Genomic DNA, 20,615 nt, shown 5'->3' with positions numbered 1-20,615 from the left:
GTACGGGACGTCGCCGCGCCCGGACCCCTACGGCCGCCCCGGGCCGTACCCCTGATCCGCAGGACTTCACAAAGGTTGTCGAACCATGACAGTCGCCATCGACCGAGCGACCGGGAAGCGGCGAGGTGAGCCGAGCCCGCGCCGCGGCCCGCTCCAGCGCCTGAGGCAGGGCTACCAGAAGTACTGGTACGCCTACGCGATGATCGCCCCCGTGATCGTCGTGATGGGCGTCCTCGTGCTCTATCCGCTGGCCCGGGGCCTGTACCTGACGTTCACCGACGCCAACAGCCTCAACAGCGCCCGCACCATCGGCGTGAACGAGATCGAGGCCACCTACCGGTGGATCGGTCTCGACAACTACGCCGACATCCTGTGGGGCCCGACCGCCTACGACAGGTTCTGGTCGCACTTCATCTGGACGATCGTGTGGACGGTGCTCTGCGTCACCCTGCACTACGTCATCGGCCTCGGCCTCGCGCTGCTGCTGAACCAGAAGCTGCGCGGCCGCACCCTGTACCGGCTGCTGCTGGTCCTGCCCTGGGCGGTGCCCACCTTCGTCACCGTTTTCGGCTGGCGCTTCATGCTCGCCGACTCGGGCGTCATCAACACCGCCCTGGAGTCGATCGGCCTGCCGACACCGCTGTGGCTGGAGGACAGCTTCTGGCAGCGGTTCGCCGCGGTCATGGTGAACACCTGGTGCGGTGTGCCGTTCATGATGGTCTCGCTGCTCGGCGGGCTCCAGTCCATCGACTCCACGCTGTACGAGGCGGCCAGGATGGACGGCGCGAACACCTGGCAGCAGTTCCGGTACGTCACCCTGCCGGGCCTGAGGTCCGTCAGCTCCACCGTGGTGCTGCTCGGTGTGATCTGGACCTTCAACCAGTTCGCCGTGATCTTCCTGCTCTTCGGCAACACCGCGCCCGACGCGCAGATCCTCGTCACCTGGGCCTACCAGCTGGGCTTCGGCCAGCAGCCGCGCGACTACGCGCAGTCGGCCGCCTACGGCATCCTGCTCCTCTCCATCCTGATCGTCTTCACCTCCGTCTACCGCCGCTGGCTGGACCGCAATGAGCAGTCCGCGATCTGAGGCAGGAGTCCTAATGAGCACCACGACCCCCCTCCCGACCGCCGCGCCGGTGGACCAGACCCCCGCACCGACCGCTGTGCCACGCAAGGGGCGCGGGAGCGGGCAGGGCAGCCGCGCCGGCTCCCTCGTCTCGCACCTGATCCTGATCGTGGCGAGCTTCGTCGCGCTCTTCCCGATCGCCTGGCTGGTCTTCCTGTCGCTCGGTCCCGACAAGGACGACTACCTGCACCCCGAACGCATCTTCGGCAAGATGACGCTCGACAACTACGCGTTCGTGCTGACGGAGACGAACTTCTCCGACTGGCTGGTGAGCACGCTCATCGTCTCGCTCGGCACCACCGTCATCGGCGTCCTCGTCGCCGCCACCACCGGCTACGCGGTCTCCCGCATGCGCTTCCCCGGCTACCGCAAGTTCATGTGGCTGCTGCTGGTCACGCAGATGTTCCCGGTGGCCGTGCTGATGGTGCCGATGTACGAGATCCTGTCCGAGCTGCGGCTCATCGACAACTACCTCGGCCTCGTCCTCGTCTACTGCTCGACCGCGGTGCCGTACTGCGCCTGGCTGCTCAAGGGCTACTTCGACACCATCCCGTTCGAGATCGACGAGGCCGGCCGGGTCGACGGACTGACCCCCTTCGGCACCTTCGCCCGGCTGATCCTGCCGCTCGCCAAGCCCGGTCTGGCCGTCGCCGCCTTCTACAGCTTCATCACCGCGGTCGGCGAGGTCGCCTTCGCGACGGTGTTCCTGCTGTCCGACACGAAGTACACCTTCGCCGTCGGCCTGCAGAGCTTCGTCAGCGAGCACGACGCCCAACGGCAGTACATGGCCGCGACCGCCGTGCTGGTCGCCATCCCGGTGTCCGCCTTCTTCTACCTTGTGCAGAAGAACCTGGTGACCGGCCTCACCGCGGGCGGTACGAAGGGCTGACGGCCCGGGGCGATCCCCCGGGAACCCCGGGGTTCCACCTCCGGGCACGCCCGCCCCCAGGCTCCCGCGCGCACCGCCGCGCGGGCGCGGCCGCGGTGCCCCTTCGCGCATCCGGGCGAGGAGGGACCCATCGAGACCCCGCTGCCACCGCGGCCGCCTCATCACCCCGACCCGAGACACCGATGACCATATTCCCGCCCCCGCTCCCGGCACCGCCGGGGCCGGGGGACCCCCACCGCATCAAGGACGTCATGAGTCAGCATTCCGCCGAACCGGCCCCGACCTCCGCACTCGCGACCGTCGCCGCCCGCCGCGACTGGTGGCGCGACGCGGTGATCTACCAGGTCTATCCGCGCAGTTTCGCCGACAGCAACGGTGACGGCATGGGCGACCTGGAGGGCGTGCGTTCCCGGCTGCCGTACCTGCGCGACCTCGGCGTCGACGCCGTGTGGCTCAGCCCCTTCTACGCCTCGCCGCAGGCCGACGCCGGCTACGACGTGGCCGACTACCGGGCCGTCGACCCCATGTTCGGCAACCTCCTGGACGCCGACGCCATGATCCGCGACGCCCACGCGCTGGGCCTGCGCGTCATCGTCGACATCGTCCCCAACCACTCCTCCGACCAGCACGAATGGTTCAAGCGGGCCATCGCCGAGGGGCCGGGCTCGCCGCTGCGGGACCGCTACCACTTCCGCCCCGGCAAGGGCGCCGACGGCTCGCAGCCGCCCAACGACTGGGAGTCCATCTTCGGCGGCCCCGCCTGGACCCGGGTCACCGAGCCGGACGGCACCCCGGGCGAGTGGTACCTGCACCTGTTCGCGCCCGAGCAGCCCGACTTCAACTGGGACCACCCGGCGGTCGGCGACGAGTTCCGCTCCATCCTGCGGTTCTGGCTCGACATGGGCGTCGACGGCTTCCGCATCGACGTGGCGCACGGAATGGTGAAGGCCCCCGGGCTGCCCGACCTGGGTTCCCATGATCAGGTCAAGCTGCTCGGCAACGATGTCATGCCGTTCTTCGACCAGGACGGCGTCCACGAGATCTACCGCCAGTGGCGCAAGGTGCTCGACGAATACGCGGGCGAGCGCATCTTCGTCGCCGAGGCCTGGACCCCGACCGTCGAGCGCACCGCGAACTACGTGCGCCCCGACGAGCTGCACCAGGCCTTCAACTTCCAGTACCTGGGCACCCACTGGGACGCGCCCGAGCTGCGCACGGTGATCGACCGCACCCTGGAGGCGATGCGCCCGGTCGGTGCCCCCGCCACCTGGGTGCTGTCCAACCACGACGTGACCCGGCACGCCACCCGCTTCGCCAACGAGGCCGGCCTCGGCACCCAGATCCGCAGCGCGGGCGACCGCGAGCTGGGCCTGCGCCGGGCCCGCGCGGCCACCCTGCTGATGCTGGCGCTGCCCGGCTCCGCCTACGTCTACCAGGGCGAGGAGCTCGGGCTGCCGGACGTGACGGACCTCCCCGACGAGGTGCGCCAGGACCCGGCGTACTTCCGGGGCGAGGGGCAGGACGGCTTCCGCGACGGGTGCCGGGTGCCGATTCCCTGGACCCGCACCGGCTCCTCGTACGGCTTCGGCGACGGCGGCTCCTGGCTGCCGCAGCCCGAGGGCTGGGGCGAGCTGAGCGTCGAGGCGCAGACCGGCGACGCGGACTCCACCCTGGAGCTGTACCGCGCCGCGCTCGCCGTCCGCCGCGACCACGCCGACCTCGGCGCGGGCGACGCGGTGGAGTGGCTCAAGGCGCCCGAGGGCGTCCTCGCCTTCCGGCGCGGGGAGTTCGTGTGCGTGGCGAACACCACGGGCGAGGGCGTGCGCATCCCGGCCTACGGAGAGGTGCTGCTCAGTAACGGTGAGGTGGCCGTCGCGGGCGACGAGGCCAAACTGCCCGGGGACACCACTGTGTGGTGGACCACAGCGCGAGGCTGATGTTTTCAGCCACTTTGCAGGGGCTCGCCACCCGTTCGGGGCGACGGGCCCCTGCTGTCGTCCGTCCGGGAGGTGAGCAGGTCGCGGGTGGCTTCAAATCACTGTAGTAGGTTCCGAATTGGCGCCGGAAAGGTCGGCGCCCGCGAAGGGTTGACCGATCGTTGACGCGTTCGTACGGTCTGGTCGTCTGCAAGCTTTCAGTCGCCTTGCAGCAACAACCTTCGCTTGCCATGAGCATGGCATTCACATGGCAATGACATGGCACTTTGGAAGAAGGGCCCCCACATGTCCCACAGACGCAAGAGGACGATCGCCGGTGCCGCCGCCCTCGCGGCCACCGCGACGGTCGTGGCGCTCGCCCTCCCCACGGGCGGCAGCGCCGAAGCCGCACCGCCCGGCGAGAAGGACGTCACCGCGGTGATGTTCGAGTGGAAGTTCGACTCGATCGCCAAGGAGTGCACCAACCGGCTCGGTCCGGCCGGGTACGGCTACGTGCAGGTCTCGCCGCCCGCCGAGCACATCCAGGGCGAGGCGTGGTGGACCTCGTACCAGCCGGTCAGCTACAAAATAGCCGGTCGCCTGGGCAACGAGACCGCCTTCCGCAAGATGATCGACACGTGTCACTCGGCCGGCGTGAAGGTCGTCGCCGACGCCGTCATCAACCACATGTCGGCCGGCAACGGCACGGGCACCGGCGGCACGTCGTACACCAAGTACAACTACCCCGGCCTGTACTCGTCGTACGACTTCGACGACTGCACCACGCAGATCGGCACCAACTACCAGGACCGCTGGAACGTCCAGCACTGCGAGCTGTCCGGCCTCGCCGACCTCGACACCAACGAGGAGTACGTCCGCAAGACCATCGCCGGGTACCTCAACTCCCTGCTCGCGATGGGCGTCGACGGCTTCCGCATCGACGCCGCCAAGCACATGGACACGGCCGACCTCGCCAACATCAAGTCCCGGCTGAGCAACCCGTCGGTGTACTGGAAGCAGGAGGTCATCCACGGTGCCGGTGAGGCCGTCCAGCCGACCGAGTACACGGGCAACGGCGACGTGCAGGAGTTCCGGTACGCGCGCGACCTCAAGCGCGTCTTCAACAACGAGAACCTCGCCTACCTCAAGAACTACGGCGAGGGCTGGGGCTACCTGAAGAGCGACCAGGCGGGCGTCTTCGTCGACAACCACGACACCGAGCGCGAGGGCACCACCCTCAGCTACAAGGACGGCGCCAACTACACCCTGGCCAACGTCTTCATGCTCGCGCACCCCTACGGCACGCCCGACATCAACTCGGGGTACGAGTGGTCCCAGAAGGACGCGGGCCCGCCGAACGGCGGCACCGTGAACGCCTGCTGGCAGGACGGCTGGAAGTGCCAGCACGCCTGGCCGGAGATCCAGTCCATGGTCGCCTTCCGCAACGCCACGCGCGGCCAGGCGATGACGAACTGGTGGGACAACGGCAACGACGCGATCGCGTTCGGCCGCGGGAACAAGGGCTTCGTGGCCATCAACCACGAGTCCGGCTCCCTGAACCGCACCTACCAGACCTCGCTCCCGGCCGGCACCTACTGCGACGTGCAGAGCAACAGGACGGTGTCGGTCAACGGTTCGGGCCAGCTCACCGCGAACCTCGCCGCCAACACGGCGCTGGCGGTGTACGCGGGCAAGTCCAGCTGCTGACCCGTACCGCCACAGCTGCTCCCTTCGCCCCGGGCGCCTCCGCGCCCGGGGCGTTCCTGCAATCTCTTACTCAACGTTGCACGACTCTTGCTGCAATGCTTTCACCGGCGATACGGTCGCGCCGGCGCACCGGCAACGGAGCCGCGCCGCGGCGCACGGGACGCGAGTGATGCCCGTACGCGCCGCCCCCGCAAGGAGTCCACGCCTGTGACACCGAGATGGCCGGCGCCCCGAGCGCGCCGTACCACCCAGCGCAGACACCTGGCCGCCGTCGTCGTGGCGGGTCTCGCCGCGACGCTCGTCCAGCCGCTCGCGGCGACCGCCGCCACCCCGCCCGCGCCGCCGTCGGACAAGAAGCTCGCGGCGGAGGCGTCCCGCCACGAGCTCACCCGCGAGCAGTTCTACTTCGTCCTGCCGGACCGCTTCGCCAACGGCGACCCGTCCAACGACCGGGGCGGACTGACCGGCTCCCGCCTCGCCCACGGCTACGACCCCACCGACAAGGGCTTCTACCAGGGCGGCGACCTCAAGGGCCTGACCAAGCGGCTCGACTACATCAAGGACCTGGGCACCACCGCCATCTGGCTGGCGCCCATCTTCAAGAACCAGCCCGTGCAGGGCACGGGGGATGGGGGTACCTCCCAGGCGTCCAGCACTGGGGGAGTCTCCGCCGGATACCACGGCTACTGGATCACCGACTTCACCCAGGTCGACCCGCACTTCGGCACCAACGACGACCTCGAGACCCTCATCGACAAGGCCCACGGCAAGGGCATGAAGGTCTTCTTCGACGTCATCACCAACCACACCGCGGACGTCGTCGACTACGAGGAGAAGAGCTACGGGTACCTGTCGAAGGGCGCCTTCCCGTACCTGACCAAGGACGGGAAGCCCTTCGACGACGCCGACTACGCGGACGGCAGGAAGAAGTTCCCGAAGGTCGGCGCAGGCACCTTCCCGTACACGCCGTCCGTGCCCGCCGACAGGAAGGACGTCAAGGTCCCCTCCTGGCTCAACGACCCGTCGCTGTACCACAACCGCGGCGACTCCACCTGGGCCGGCGAGTCCGCCACGTACGGCGACTTCAGCGGGCTCGACGACCTGTGGACCGAGCGTCCCGAGGTGGTCGAGGGCATGGAGAAGATCTACCAGCGGTGGGTGAAGGACTTCCGAATCGACGGCTTCCGGATCGACACGGTGAAGCACGTCAACATGGAGTTCTGGACCCAGTGGGCCACCTCGCTCGACGCGTACGCCGCCAAGCGGGGCCGGGACGACTTCTTCATGTTCGGCGAGGTGTACTCCGCCGACACCTCCGTCACCGCGCCGTACGTCACCGAGGGCCGGCTCGACTCCACGCTGGACTTCCCGTTCCAGGACGCGGCCCGCGCGTACGCCTCGCAGGGCGGCAGCGCGAAGAAGCTGGCCGCCGTCTTCGGTGACGACTACAAGTACACGACCGACAAGGCCAACGCGTACGAGCAGGTCACCTTCCTCGGCAACCACGACATGGGCCGCATCGGCACCTTCCTCCGGCAGGACGACGAGGACGCCACCGACGCGGAACTGGTGAAGAAGGCCGAGCTCGCCAACGAGCTGATGTTCCTCAGCCGCGGCAACCCGGTGATCTACTACGGCGACGAACAGGGCTTCACCGGCGCGGGCGGCGACAAGGACTCCCGCCAGACCATGTTCGCCTCGAGGACCGCCGACTACCTGGACGACGACCAGCTCGGCACCGACCGCACCCACGCCGAGGACGCCTACGACACCGAGGCGCCCCTCTACCGCCAGATCGCCGCGCTCGCCAAGCTGCGCAAGGCCCACCCGGCCCTCGCCGACGGGGTGCAGACGGAGCGGTACGCGGCCGACGGCGCGGGTGTGTACGCCGTCTCCCGTACGGACGCGAAGAGCGGCACCGAGTACGTGGTCGCCTTCAACAACGCGGACGACGCGCGGACGGCGACGTTCGCGACGGAGTCCGCCGGCATGACGTTCCGGGGCATCCACGGGACCGACGCCTCGGTGAAGAGCGGCAAGGACCGGAAGGTCACCGTCACCGTCCCGGCCGGCTCGTCGGTCGTGTTCAAGGCGGCCGGCCGACCGGCCAAGCCCGCCACCAAGCCGTCCGTCACTCTCAAGGCCCCGGAGACGGGTGCCACCGGCACCGTCGAGCTCACCGCCGACGTCGAGGGCGGACAGCTCAACCGCGTCGTCTTCGCCGCCCAGACCGGCGACGGCAAGTGGCGGACCCTCGGCTCCGCCGACCACGCCCCCTACAAGGTCACCCACACCATCGGCGAGGACGTCCCCGCCGGGACCGCCCTGCGCTACAAGGCCGTGGTGGTCGACTCGGCGGGCCGTACCGCGAGCGCGACCGCCGCCTCGACGACCGGAATCCCGCCCGCCGAGGAGGTCCCGACGGCCGTCTCGCGCGACTACGCGGTCGTCCACTACCAGCGCGCGGACGGCGACTACGACGACTGGGGCCTGTACGCCTGGGGCGACCTCGCCGACGGTGAGGCGACGGAGTGGCCGGCCGGGCACCCGTTCACCGGCCGCGACGCGTACGGCGCCTTCGCGTACGTCAAGCTGAAGCCGGGCGCCACGAACGTCGACTTCCTGGTCGTCGACAAGGACGGGAACAAGGACGTCGCCGCCGACCGGACCATCGACGTCACCAGGACGGGCGAGGTCTGGATCGAGCAGGGCCAGGAGACCGTCCGCACCGAGCGGCCCTCGGACCAGTACCCCGAGCAGGACACCGGCAAGGCCGTCCTGCACTACCACCGCGCCGACGGGAACTACGACGGCTGGGGACTGCACGTCTGGGGCGACGCGGCGCATCCGACGGACTGGGCGAAGCCCCTCGAACCGGTGAAGACTGACCCCTATGGAGCTGTCTTCGAGGTACCGCTCACCGAAGGTGCCACCAGTCTCAGCTACATCATCCACAAGGGCGACGAGAAGGACCTCCCCACCGACCAGGCGCTGGACCTCAGGGCGAGCGGCCACGAGGTGTGGCTGTTGAGCGGGCAGGAGAAGCACCTGCTCCCGCAGCCGGCGGGCAGCGCGGCCGCCCTGGACCTCGGCACCTCCAAGGCCGTCTGGATCGACCGGAACACGGTCGCCTGGGACGGCGCCCCGGGCGCCGCGTCCACCCAGCTGCTGTACGCGCGCGACGGCTCGATCGCGGTCGTGGACGGCACGCTGACCGGTGACGCGAAGTGGCTGCGGCTGGCGAAGTCCGAGCTCACCGACGCGCAGAAGGAGAAGTTCCCGCACCTGGCCGCGTACACCGCCTGGACCGTCGACCCGCGCGACCGCGACCGGGTGCGCGAGGCGCTGCGGGGGCAGGTCGTGGCCTCGCAGCGGGCGGCCAACGGGGCGGTGCTCGCGGCGACCGGGGTCCAGACCGCCGGTGTGCTCGACGACCTGTACGACGCGACGGGGGCGGACCTCGGTCCGACGTTCGACCGCGAGGGCCGTCCCACGCTCGCCCTGTGGGCACCGACGGCACAGTCGGTCGCCCTGGAGCTCGACGGCAGGACCGTCGCCATGAAGCGGAACGACACCACCGGCGTCTGGTCCGTCACCGGCACCAAGGGCTGGAAGGACAAGCCCTACCGGTACACGGTGAAGGTGTGGGCGCCCACCGTCGGGAAGGTCGTCACCAACAAGGTCACCGACCCGTACTCCGTCGCCCTCACCACCGACTCCGAACGCAGCCTCGTCGTCGACCTGGGCGACCGGTCCCTGGCCCCCCGCGGCTGGTCGGACCTGCGGAAGCCCGAGGCCGTGCCGCTGAAGGACGCGCAGATCCAGGAGCTGCACGTCCGGGACTTCTCAATCGAGGACAGGACCGCCTCCGACGAGCACCGGGGCACCTACCTGGCCTTCACCGACAAGGACAGCGACGGCTCGAAGCACCTGCGGAAGCTGGCCGAGGCGGGCACGTCGTACGTGCACCTGCTGCCCGCCTTCGACATCGCCACCATCCCGGAGCGCAAGGAGGACCGGGCGACCGTCGACTGCGACCTCGCCTCCTACCCGGCCGACTCCGACAAGCAGCAGGAATGCGTGGCGAAGGCGGCGGCGAAGGACGCGTACAACTGGGGCTACGACCCGTACCACTACACGGTCCCCGAGGGCTCCTACGCGACCGACCCCGAGGGCACCCGGCGCACGGTCGAGTTCCGCGAGATGGTCAAGGCGCTCAACGGAGACGGCCTGCGGGTCGTGATGGACGTGGTCTACAACCACACCACCGCGAGCGGCCAGTCCGGCACCTCCGTGCTCGACAGGATCGTGCCCGGCTACTACCACCGGCTCCTCGCCGACGGCTCCGTGGCGACCAGCACCTGCTGCGCCAACACCGCGCCCGAGAACGCCATGATGGGCAAGCTGGTCGTCGACTCGATCGTCACCTGGGCCAGGGAGTACAAGGTCGACGGCTTCCGCTTCGACCTGATGGGCCACCACCCGAAGGACAACATCCTGGCCGTGCGGGAGGCGCTCGACGCGCTGACCGTGGAGAAGGACGGCGTCGACGGGCAGAGCATCGTCCTGTACGGGGAGGGCTGGAACTTCGGCGAGGTCGCCGACGACGCCCGGTTCGTGCAGGCCACGCAGAAGAACATGGCGGGGACGGGCGTCGCGACCTTCTCCGACCGCGCCCGTGACGCGGTGCGCGGCGGCGGGCCGTTCGACGAGGACCCGGGCGTGCAGGGCTTCGCCTCCGGGCTGTTCACCGACCCCAACCCGGCGGCGGAGAACGGCACCGAGGCCGAGCAGCGGGCCCGGCTGCTGCACTACCAGGACCTGATCAAGGTCGGGCTGAGCGGCAACCTGAAGTCGTACACCTTCACCGACACCGACGGCCGGCAGGTCAGGGGTTCCGAGGTCGACTACAACGGCGCGCCCGCCGGGTACGCGGACGCGCCCGGCGACGCCCTCGCCTACGTCGACGCCCATGACAACGAGTCCCTGTTCGACGCGCTCGCCTTCAAGCTGCCGAAGGACACCTCGCCGGACGACCGGGCCCGGATGCAGGTCCTCGCCCAGGCCACGGCCACCCTGTCGCAGGGGCCCGCCCTGTACCAGGCGGGCACCGACCTGCTGCGCTCCAAGTCCCTGGACCGCAACTCCTACGACAGCGGCGACTGGTACAACGCCATCCACTGGGACTGCCGGGACGGCAACGGCTTCGGGCGCGGACTGCCCCCGGCCGCCGACAACGAGCCCAAATGGTCGTACGCCGAACCCCTGTTGACCTCGGTGCGGGTGGGCTGCGAGCAGATCGAGGGGGCCTCGGCCGCCTACCGGGACCTGCTGCGGATCCGTGCGGCGGAGCCGGACTTCTCGCTCGGCACGGCGGACGAGGTGCAGGCGAGGCTGTCCTTCCCGCTGTCCGGTGAGGACGAGACGCCCGGCGTCATCACCATGCAGGTCGGCGACCTCGTGGTGGTCTTCAACGCCACGCCCGAACGGCGCGAGCAGCGAGTGGGAGCGCTGGCCGGCACGGCGTACGCGCTGCACCCGGTGCAGGCGGCGGGCTCCGATCCGACCGTTGCCTCCGCGGCCTACCAGAAGGGCACGGGCACGTTCGAGGCCCCGGCGCGGACTGTCGCGGTGTTCTCCCGGGCGGCGCGCTAGGACGCTAGCGTGGGTGGTGCGGGTACGAGGAGACCCGCACCACCTTCGACCAGGGGCCATCCGCGTGACATCCATGGCCGAACGGGCCGAACGAGCCGAACGGGCCGAACAGACAAGCACCACCATCCTCGTCGTCGACGACGCGGCCGCGAACCGCTGCGCGTTGGGCGCCGTACTGCGCCGGGCCGGCCACCGCGTCGTCCCCGTCGCCACCGCCGCCGAGGCGCTCCTCGAACTCGACCTGCGGCTGCGCGAGGGCGCCCTGCCCGACGTCGCCCTCGTCGATGTCGGGCTGCCCGACATGAGCGGCTTCGAACTGTGCCGCAGACTCAAGGCGCTGCCCCTGATGGCCGCGCTGCCCGTCGTCCACTTCTCGGCCGCCTCCGTCGCGCCCAGCGACCGGTGCCGGGGCCTGGACGCGGGCGGCGAGGCGTATCTGACGGTGCCCGCCGAACCGGAGGAGATCCAGGCCGTGGTGCGGGCGGCCGTGCGGGGCGCCCGCATGCGCAGCGGCGCCGAGAGCCTCGCCCAGGACCTGACGCTGCTGTCCGAGACGATCGTGCCCGTCCAGGCCGCGCACAGCCCGAGCGAGCTGGCCCAGGCCGCCGCCGAGGGCACCACCCGGCTCACCGGCGGGCCGGCCGCCGTGTTCGTCGTCGACGAGGGCGGCGCCATGTACTGCGGCACCCACTGCGGGCCGACCGCCGCGGCACCGCCGGGCGCCGGCGCGCGCGAGACCGTGGCCCGGCTGGTGCGGCGGATCACGGCGGCCGACGACTCGGTGCTGGACACCGTCGTGCCCGCACCGCTGTGGCCGCCGGGGATCTTCCCCCTCGACTCCGGGGACGACGTGCGCATGGTGGTCACCCGCACCCGGGACGGCCGGGCCGCCGTCTGCCTGACCACCCCCAGGCAGCGGTACGGGAACCGCGCGCCGGGCACCGCGGCGCTGGTCGCCCGGCTCGCCCAGGCCACCGCGCTCGCCGCGCAGCCGCTGCTGATGTACCAGGTGGAACGGCACGTCGCGCTCACCCTGCAGCACAGTTTCCTGCCGAAGCGGCTGCCGCACCTGCCGGGCGTCGACGTGGTCGTACGGTACGAACCGGCCTCCCGAGAGACCGAGATCGGCGGCGACTTCTACGCGGCCCTGCGCACCCCCGAGGGCATCCTCACCGCAGTCGGCGACGTCGTGGGGCACTCGCTGGAGGCGGCCACCGTCATGGTGGAGATCCGGCACGCGCTGCGCGCCTACTGCGTCGAGGAGTCCGACCCCGCCGCGCTCGCCCGGCGACTGGACCGGATGCTCCAGTACTACCACCCCGAGGTCACCGCCACCCTCTGCCTGGTGCTGGTCGACTCCGCCACCGGGCACACCCGGATCGCCAACGCGGGCCACATCCCGCCGCTGGTCGTGCGGGACGGGAGCGGCGCCGCGTACGTGACGGCGGCCGGCCCGCTGCTCGGCCTCGGGCTCGACCGGCCGGTGCCCACGGAGATCGTGCTCACCCCGGCCGACCGGCTCCTCATGGTGACCGACGGGCTCATAGAGAGCCGCGGCGTCGATCTCGCCATCTCCATGGAGCAGCTGCGCACGGCCGCCGCCGGGGCCCCGCAGGGCACGGCCGGGCTCTGCGACGCGATGCTGCGCCGCTTCGGCCGCGACCGGGAGGACGACATCGCGCTGCTGGCGCTGCGGCTGGCCGACTAGGGTGTGATCGCCACCCCGGACCCCTTCCGGGACACCCTCGTGGACTTGGCCGAACAGGAGTCCCCATGCCGCAGATCACCGTCGACTACTCCGCCACGCTCGCCGGCACCTTCGACCGCCGCGCCTTCGCCCAGGCGCTGCACGCCGAGGTGGTGGAGACGGCGGCCGCCCGCCTGGAGGCGTGCAAGACGCAGTTCCGGCCGACCGAGGACACCACCGTGGGCGGCGACGCGGACGGGCACGCCGTCGTGCACGTGACGCTGGGGCTGCTGGCGGGGCGGACCACGGAGACCAAGGAGAAGCTGACCGAGGGCGTGCTGGAACTGCTGCGCGCCCATGTGAAGCCGGTGGAGGGGCTGGTGCTGCACGCGTCGGCCGAGGTGCGGGACCTGGACCCGTCCTACCGCAAGTTCGAGGGCTGACGCGGGGGCCGTCGGTGGCCGCGGAGTCAGGCGGCGGGCGGTGAGCCGAGGGTGATGAGGCGGACCGCGAGCTGGGCGAACGGCCCGTCGGCCGGCTCGTCCGCGACGAAGCGGCGCACCAGCTCCGCCAGCTCCTCGTCGTACGCCGCGGCCACCGCCGCCAGCGCCCCGAAGTCGTGCACGAGCTGTACCTCCAGCTCGCCGCGCGGGACGCGGCGCCCGTCCAGCCAGAGCAGCGCCGTCGACTCGGCGAGCGAGATCCAGGAGCGGACCACCATCTCCAGCCGGGCCGGCGGGTGTTCGACCTCCAGGTGCCCGACGATCTGGACGTACGCGGCCTGGCGCACCCCGTCGATGAGCGCGTTGGCCCGGGAGGAACCGACCGCCGGACCGCCGCGCATCAGCGCCGAGAAACCCGGGCCGTGCTCGTCGACGAAGTCGAAGAAACGGCGCATCACGCGGAGCAGCCGGGCGCCCAGCGGACCCTCCCGCGGCTCGACGAAACGTTCCGCCAGGTCGTCCGAGGCGCGCTTCAGCGCGGCCTCGTACAGGCTGAGCTTGCCGGGGAAGTAGTGGTAGACCAGCGGCCGTGAGATGCCCGCGGCCGCCGCTATCTCGTCGATCGACACCTCGTCGGGCGAGCGCCTGCTGAACAGTTCAAGGGCGACGCCGATCAACTGCCGCCGCCGCTCCTCGACACCCATTCTTCGGCGAACTCCGGTGGTCATACGAACACTTTACCGATCGATTCCGGCCGTCAATGCTCCGGACCCACCAGCTTCGTTCACATCTTGACCACGATCTCCGCACGGTGCGGTGCTCCGGTGGTGTCCTGCCTAAGTCCTGCCCGCGTCCTGTCCGACGAGCTCCCACCCGCTGAACGCGACCGTCCCCCGCGCCCCGGAGCCGCCGTTCGTGGCGCTCATGAACATCCCCACGTCCCGCGCCCCGGCCGCGCCCGGCACGGTCACCGTCGCCACCGTCCGCCAGGCCGCCCCGTCGTCCGTGGAGCACGCCCCGGTGTACGCGTCGCCGGCCCGGGTGAGCCGCAGCAGCACCGGCGCCTTGACGCCGGTGATCCGCTGATAGGTGTCGAGCGTGCCGTCGCCGGTCGAGTCGTACGACAGCACGACCCCGTTGGCCGGGGTCACCGCCAGGTTGAGGAAGCCCGGGGAGCCGGGTGCGGTCAGGTCGTCGCGCACGATGATCCCGGCGCGGGCCCAGCCGCCGGTCGCCGCCTGCGCGTCGACCCGCAGCGTCACCGCGCTCCCGTCCGGCAGCGCCCCCGCCCGGTAGACCGTGCCGAACTGCGCCATGGCCCGCCACAGGTCCGCGCCCGCCCCGTCGATGGCGAACCGGTCCTCCAGCTGCCCGAACACCGCCTCGTTGGTGGTGTACGTGCGCCAGCCCTCGGCCAGCGGTCCCGCCTCGAAGAGGGTGCCCTCGGACCGGCTCTCCACCCGCTGCTCGCCGCGCGGCCCGTACGTCACGGTCAGCGTGTACGGCAGCGGGCGCAGCGGCTCGTCGAGCGGGGCGCCCGGCGTGCTCGCCCGCCAGCGCACCCGGCCCGACCCGGCGGCCGGCACACCCGGCAGCGAGGTCCGCCCCTCCGGCTCCGCGTCGACACCGGTGAGCGCGAAGTCCACGCGGCCGGTCGCCCGCAATCCGTTGACGTTGCGGAAGACGGCCGTGACACGCGCGTCCCCGCCGGGCGGGAAGGCGGGCGGCTCGGCGGTCACGGTCAGCGTGCCCTGGTACGGCGCCCCCGCCAGCACGTCCCGCACCCGCGCGGCCGTCCGGTACGCGTCGCCCACCGGCCGCACGGGATAGTCCTTGCGCTCCCGCGTCCACGGCTCCTCGAACGCGAACCAGTCCACGGCCGCCGGCTCCGTCCCGGTGGCCAGCGCGTCCTCCAGCGCGTCCAGCCACTTCTGCCAGCGCGGCACGTAGAAGTCGGCCATCAGGCCCTGCCACTCGCGGTTGCCGTACTCGTGCAGGTTGCCCGCGTCGGAGGTGGCCCGGCCGCCCCACACCGTGATGAGCACCTTCGCGGTGCGCTCGAACTCGGCGCGCTCGGTGTCGTCCGTGGCCAGCTGCCGGGCGTCGCGCACCCAGGGGCCGAGCAGGAACGCCGGGTCGGTGCCCGTCACCTCGTCGGACAGCCGCATCAGCCGCAGCCACAGCGTGGCCAGCCGGCGGAAGGTCTCCCGGTCCTTGCGCCGGTACGCGGCCCGCAGCTGCGGCAGGTACTGGCGGCTGCGGTGCGCCAGCGCCTGCCGGGCCACGTCCACCAGGTCGTACCGGTAGGCCGCGCTGCCCCGCAGCCCGCCCGCCACGCCGAGCAGCCCGGCGAACGCGGCGTCGAAGCGGCCCGGGTCGTAGGTGAGGGCGCTCGGCGCGTACGCGGCGGCCCGGTTCGCGGCGAGGTCGGGGCGGGCCGCGAACAGCGAGTCGTGCGGGTCGCTGCGCTCCACGGCCCGCTGCTGGTACGCGGTGTCGTGCAGCGCCCGCCACGCCTTGCGCGCCTCGGGGTCCCGCCCGCCGTACCGGAAGTCCGCGTAACTCGCGAACCACTCCGCCCGGTCGATCCGCTCATCCGCCCACGCGAGCTCCGAGAACAGCTCGAAGGCGGCCGGATCCCGGTCGGTGGCCTCCGGCATGTACGCGGTGCCGACGAGCGCGCTGCCCTGCTTGTCGCGCCAGGCGAAGAACTTCTCCTCCCAGACGTGCGTCCGGGCGCCGATCGTCGTCCGCCCGCCGAAGTTGGGGATCGTGCCGAACGCGTACGGGGTGCCACCCCAGTCGCGCTCCCGGTCGGTGACGCTCGAGTACCGGTCGGAGACCCCGTCCACGATCAGCATCCGGGACCTGTCGACGGCGTCGAGGAGCTCGGGCAGCGGGTTCTCCTGCCAGCCGAGGATGACCCAGGTCGCCTCGGGCGCGAAGGCGTGCAGGGCCCGCTCCACCCCGCGCGCCGCGTCCGGCACGGGCACGTCACCGGCCGTGCCGCCCTCGTGCAGCAGGTCCATCTTGAAGTGGGCGGCCTCGCCGAGGACGTCCTTCTGGTGGCCGTAGAAGGAGGCGGCGACCCGCGCGAAGGCGTCGGTCCGCGGGTCCAGCCAGTCGGGCCGCTGGAAGCCGTGCCACAGGCCCTGCGGGACCACGGCCGCGTCGCCGCCGTTGCGCTCCACGAACTCCTCGGGCACGTGCCCGTAGTAGCCGGGCAGCACCGGCGCCATGCCCAGCTCGCGCACCCGGTCGGCGATCCGGCGGCCCAGCTCGGCCCGCTTCTCGATCAGCCCGGGGGAGAGCGGGCCGCCGTACCCGGAGAGGTTCTGCAGCAGCCACCACGGCTGGTGCGAGGGCGCGGGCAGCCAGGCGCGCGCCTCGGCGTCGGAGTACCCGAAGTCCTTCAGCACCCGGTGGTAGACGGCCTCCATGCCCGCGATGACCAGCACCTCGTTGCAGCCGTGCAGGGCGAGCAGGTCGATCTCCCGCTCCCAGTACGCCCAGTCCGCGTACGGGGCCGTGTAGCCGTCGTTGGTGTCGTTGAGGGCGAACCGGTGGGGGAGCGCGGTGGACCGCTCCAGGGGCTGAGCGGGCGCGGGCAGCCGGCGCTCCAGGTCCAGCTGGTCGCCGTTCCAGGCGAGGTGGGCCCCGCACACGTACTTCAGGTACCAGTGCACCCCCGTGAGCAGCGTCGCCGGCGTGGTGCCGGACACCTGGATCCGTCCCGTGGTGCCGGTCACCCGGAACCGGTCGCCCGCGCCCTGCCGCCCGAGGGGGCGGAACGTGAACTGGTCGGCGTGGCCGGGCAGCAGCCGATTGAGCGCGGAGCGCGCGGGAGCCGTATCGAAGGCGGGGCCCTTGCGGGGGCTCCCCGCGGCGTGGGCCGGGGCCGCCAGTCCCAAGGTGGTTCCGAGGCCGATGACACCGGCCGAGCCCAGCACCGTACGTCGCGACGGACAGTTCATAGCTGTGTGTGCCCCCTGTGTCGACAGGTGCGGCAGGCTAACGGGACGGCTGTCCGTGCTCAACGGTGCATACGGAGCTGGCGAGTTCACGTCGCCGGAAGAGACCCGGAGGTGGGTACGGATGAGGTTGACGCGCGGGATTCCGGCGGTGACGGCCGGTGCGGCCCTGGCCCTGCTGGCGCTGACCGGCTGCGGGGCGGGCGACGACGGCGGGGCCGGGGACGCGCGGTCGCCGCGGACGGCCACGGGCAGCCTGGAGCAGCTGGCGGGCGAGGCCGGCTGCCGGCCCGACCTGCAGACGGACGCGGACGAGATCCGCCAGGCGATCTGCAAGAACACCGACGGGAAGTTCGTCCTCGCGACCTTCGCCACCGACCGCGGCCAGCGGGAGTGGCTGAACGCGGCCAAGGACTACGGCGGCCACTACCTGGTCGGCCGCAAGTGGGTCGCCGTCGGCGGGACGGAGGTGGTCACGGCGCTGCGCGGCCGGCTCGGCGGGACCATGGAGGAGGGGATCTCGCACTCCGGTCACCACTGAGCGGGAAGCAGAGAGGGGGCGGCAGGACATTCCCGCCGCCCCCTTTCGGACCTCAGTGCGTCAGGTGCACTGCCGGCCCGAGTTGATGCACTTGACCATGCGGTTCATCAGGTTCTCGTCGAAGACGTTGATGAAGTCGTCGTGGTCGGTGATCGGCTTGTGCAGCTGCTCCGGGAACCCGTCGACCGCGTACGGCTGCTGGACCTGGCCGTTCTCGATCGCCGGCCGCTCCACGTCGTAGACCAGGTTCATCGTCAGCTGCGGAATGGCCTGGAACCCCTGCGGGCAGGCGCCCGAGTTCGGGTCCGCGAAGGCCACGTGGTCGCGGTGGTTGGCGCTGTCGATGTTCTGGCCGTCCCAGCAGCTCTGGAAGTCGAACGTCCGCACCACCTGGCTGCCGTCGGGGCACAGCGGGTACTTGTCCGTCAGCACGCGGTCGGTGAACCCGGTGCAGGTCCAGCCGGAGTTGGCGTTCGCGGTGCCGTTGGTGAAGGCCTTCGCGTCACCGGTGATGATGCGCAGGAACTTCGGCATCGCGACGACCTTGCTGCGCGGGTTGCCGACGAACTTGATCTCGGCGCTCTGCGCCTGCACGATCCGGCCGACGTTGCCCTCGGCGCCGCCGCCCAGCTCGTTCGCGTCGAACTCGGCGGTGCCGTCCTGGACGCGGATGACCGGCCAGTAGTACGTGGACCGGTCGCCCTGGTTCTGGCACGTGGTGTCGGCGGCGGCGAGGTCGTCGTCGCTGGCGAAGGCGTCGTTGCCCTGGTTGCCCACGTAGTCGTGGGTGTGGTGGGCACCGTTGTCGACACCGGGCGCCACGATCAGGTTGTCCGTGTTGAACAGCTTGTTCTCGTTGACACCGCAGACCGAGGTGAACGTGCCGGACGAGCCACCGCGCTTGGTGCGGACCTTCCGGACGTTCGGCTGGACAGCGTTGATGTCGACGAAGTCGTCGGCGAACGGGCCCGCGGCCCCGTTGCCGTTGTCGCCGACCTGCTCCTGGCCGCCGCCGTCGTCCTGGCCGCCGTCCTGACCTTGGTCCTGGCCGTCGCCCTGGTCCTGCCCGTCGCCCTGGCCGTCCCCGCCCTCACCGGCGTCGGTCTCCGGCTGGTCCACGCCCTTGCCGGTGCAGCCCGCGAGCCGGCCCAGATCACCCGGGGCGGTCCCGCCCACGCGCCTGATGTTGATCCCGATCCGGTCGATGGTCGCCGTCCGCTTGGACTGCAGCGGGCCGAGGATCGCGTTCTGCACGTAGCCGGCGTCACCGGCCTGCGCGTCCCGCGTGGACGCCAGACGCGCGTAGGCCTCGGTGATCTGCTTGTCGAGCAGTGCCAGCTCCTGGTCGACACCGGCCCGCGCGCCCTCCGGCACGTCGGACAGCTGCTGGCCGACGTCCGGGCAGTCGATCGTCGCGACCTGGGCGGCACGGGTGACGGCCTGGCCGTTCGTCCTCGACTCACCCGCCGAGGCGTAGAAGTTCGCCCAGACCAGTCCGCCCCCCGCGACGGCCAGCGCCGCCGAAGCGGCCACTGCGCGCACGGCCAGCGGTGAACGGCGTTTTCGTGTGTTGCGTCCCATGGAACTCCTCTGACTTCCTTGCGGGGCATCGAGGCGCCCGACAGGAGTGAAGCGGCTCCCTCCCTTACGCACGGGGCCGGTGTGATGTTCAGAAACCTCGAAGAATCTTGGGACGCGGGTTTGGATCCGATGGATCCGCGACGGGGGACGGTGGTCAGCGACCGCGGTCCAGGTACGCCAGCACGGCGAGCACCCGCCGGTTGTCGTCGTCCGACACGGGACGGGGGTGGTGCCAGGTACACCGTCGTTTCCTAGCCGGCGGTGCCGAGTACCTTCGCCTCCACCGCCGGGTCCAGGCCGACCGGGGGCCGGTCCGGCCGCTGGGGCGCGGTGCCGCCGAGGTCCGTCAGCCACGCCCAGGTGTCGGCCACGGTCTCCGCCACCGGCCGGCAGCGCAGCCCGTCCCGCACGGCCCGGGAGACGTCCCCGCCGTGCAGGGCGTCGTACAGCTCGCTGCCCGGTGGCGCCCACACCGGCAGCTGCGTCCACGGTTCGACGCCCGCCTCCAGGATCACCTCGGGCGCGGTCCAGCGGAGTTCGGCCGCGCCGCCGGTGACCCGTGCGCATGCGTCGAGGAGCGCCCCCATCGTGGTGTGCCCCCGCGGACTCACCAGGTCATAGGGGCCGCTCAGCCCCGCCTGGGCCGCGCCGAGGATCCACTCGGCGAGGTCGCGGACGTCCACGTACCGCACGGGCAGGTCCCGCGGGCCGGGTGCCAGGACCGGGCCGCCGCGCGCGATCCGGGTGAGCCACCAGGGGAGGCGGCCGACGTTCTCGTACGGCCCGAGGATCAGCCCGGCCCGTACGAGCAGTGAGCGGGCGTCGCCGAGGGCCTCCACCGCCGCCAGCTCGCCGCCCCGCTTGTCGCGCGCGTAGTCGGTCCCCTCCGCCTCCGCCGAGGCGCCGTCCACCGTGGGCGCGCTCTCGTCGGACCCGGCGGGCGGCGGCCAGGCGTACACGGAACGGCTGGAGACGTAGACGTACCGGCCGGCCCGCTCCCGCAGCAGCAGCGCGGCGTCCCGCACGGCCCGCGGCGCGGCCGACCAGGTGTCGACGACGACGTCCCACGCGTCCGGGGCGCCGGCGAGCGCCGCGGCGG

The 20,615-nt window shown here is 71.5% G+C and carries 13 protein-coding genes; 8 read left to right on the top strand and 5 right to left on the bottom strand.

All coding sequences use genetic code 11. The features are described from left to right. Positions 1-85 precede the first annotated feature (85 nt). The 3 genes from UW392_RS44875 to UW392_RS44865 all read left to right on the top strand — a co-directional run bounded on the left by UW392_RS44875 (position 86) and on the right by UW392_RS44865 (position 3,952). Positions 86-1,087 (top strand): sugar ABC transporter permease, encoded by a 1,002-nt coding sequence (locus UW392_RS44875; protein WP_320781097.1) that lies wholly within the window; start codon positions 86-88, stop codon positions 1,085-1,087. 13 nt (positions 1,088-1,100) lie between these two features. Continuing rightward, positions 1,101-2,015: a sugar ABC transporter permease gene (locus UW392_RS44870; protein ID WP_320781096.1), complete on the top strand. Its 915-nt coding sequence runs from the start codon at positions 1,101-1,103 to the stop codon at positions 2,013-2,015. Positions 2,016-2,266: 251 nt separating this feature from the next. Next, positions 2,267-3,952: a glycoside hydrolase family 13 protein gene (locus UW392_RS44865; protein WP_320781095.1), complete on the top strand. Its 1,686-nt coding sequence runs from the start codon at positions 2,267-2,269 to the stop codon at positions 3,950-3,952. Positions 3,953-4,149: 197 nt separating this feature from the next. On the opposite strand, the gene UW392_RS44860 is transcribed toward UW392_RS44865, so the two are convergent. Next, the gene (locus UW392_RS44860; RefSeq protein WP_320781100.1) at positions 4,150-4,404 is read right to left on the bottom strand and encodes a hypothetical protein; all 255 of its coding nucleotides are present in this window, start codon (positions 4,402-4,404) and stop codon (positions 4,150-4,152) included. Between UW392_RS44860 and UW392_RS44855 the strand changes: the two genes are divergently transcribed. From UW392_RS44855 to UW392_RS44840, 4 genes are all read left to right on the top strand, one after another. Then, complete coding sequence (locus tag UW392_RS44855) at positions 4,301-5,638, top strand: alpha-amylase family protein (protein WP_320781099.1); 1,338 nt, start codon at positions 4,301-4,303, stop codon at positions 5,636-5,638. The two genes, UW392_RS44860 and UW392_RS44855, sit on opposite strands and share 104 nt — an antisense overlap. Positions 5,639-5,845: 207 nt before the next feature. Continuing rightward, positions 5,846-11,293: a pullulanase-type alpha-1,6-glucosidase gene (gene pulA, locus UW392_RS44850; RefSeq protein WP_320781094.1), complete on the top strand. Its 5,448-nt coding sequence runs from the start codon at positions 5,846-5,848 to the stop codon at positions 11,291-11,293. 73 nt (positions 11,294-11,366) lie between these two features. Next, a complete protein-coding gene (locus UW392_RS44845; RefSeq protein ID WP_320781098.1) occupies positions 11,367-13,001 on the top strand; it encodes a fused response regulator/phosphatase in 1,635 nt (544 codons plus the stop codon). A gap of 65 nt (positions 13,002-13,066) precedes the next feature. Further along, positions 13,067-13,423, top strand: coding sequence for a 5-carboxymethyl-2-hydroxymuconate Delta-isomerase (locus UW392_RS44840; RefSeq protein WP_320781093.1), 357 nt, complete (start codon positions 13,067-13,069; stop codon positions 13,421-13,423). Between the two features lie 26 nt (positions 13,424-13,449). Here UW392_RS44840 and UW392_RS44835 read toward each other — a convergent pair whose 3' ends face one another. Together UW392_RS44835 and UW392_RS44830 are read right to left on the bottom strand one after the other, a co-directional pair. After that, positions 13,450-14,151: a TetR/AcrR family transcriptional regulator gene (locus UW392_RS44835; protein ID WP_320781092.1), complete on the bottom strand. Its 702-nt coding sequence runs from the start codon at positions 14,149-14,151 to the stop codon at positions 13,450-13,452. A 108-nt stretch (positions 14,152-14,259) separates the two neighbouring features. After that, the gene (locus UW392_RS44830; RefSeq protein ID WP_320781091.1) at positions 14,260-17,397 is read right to left on the bottom strand and encodes an alpha-N-acetylglucosaminidase; all 3,138 of its coding nucleotides are present in this window, start codon (positions 17,395-17,397) and stop codon (positions 14,260-14,262) included. Between the two features lie 121 nt (positions 17,398-17,518). Here UW392_RS44830 and UW392_RS44825 point away from each other — a divergent pair, with 121 nt between their 5' ends. Beyond that, positions 17,519-17,935 carry a hypothetical protein gene (locus UW392_RS44825; RefSeq protein WP_320781090.1) on the top strand — a complete coding sequence of 139 codons (417 nt, stop codon included), beginning with the start codon at positions 17,519-17,521 and terminating at the stop codon, positions 17,933-17,935. Between the two features lie 60 nt (positions 17,936-17,995). Here the strand turns inward: UW392_RS44825 and UW392_RS44820 are convergent, their stop codons facing one another. Continuing rightward, positions 17,996-19,516: a DUF1996 domain-containing protein gene (locus UW392_RS44820; protein WP_320781089.1), complete on the bottom strand. Its 1,521-nt coding sequence runs from the start codon at positions 19,514-19,516 to the stop codon at positions 17,996-17,998. Positions 19,517-19,767: 251 nt separating this feature from the next. Next, a partial coding sequence (locus UW392_RS44815; RefSeq protein WP_320781088.1) for an NAD-dependent epimerase/dehydratase family protein occupies positions 19,768-20,615 on the bottom strand: 848 nt, incomplete at its 5' end.

Source organism: Streptomyces sp. CRN 30 (assembly GCF_034105845.1).
This window is presented reverse-complemented; position numbering and strand designations above follow the sequence as displayed.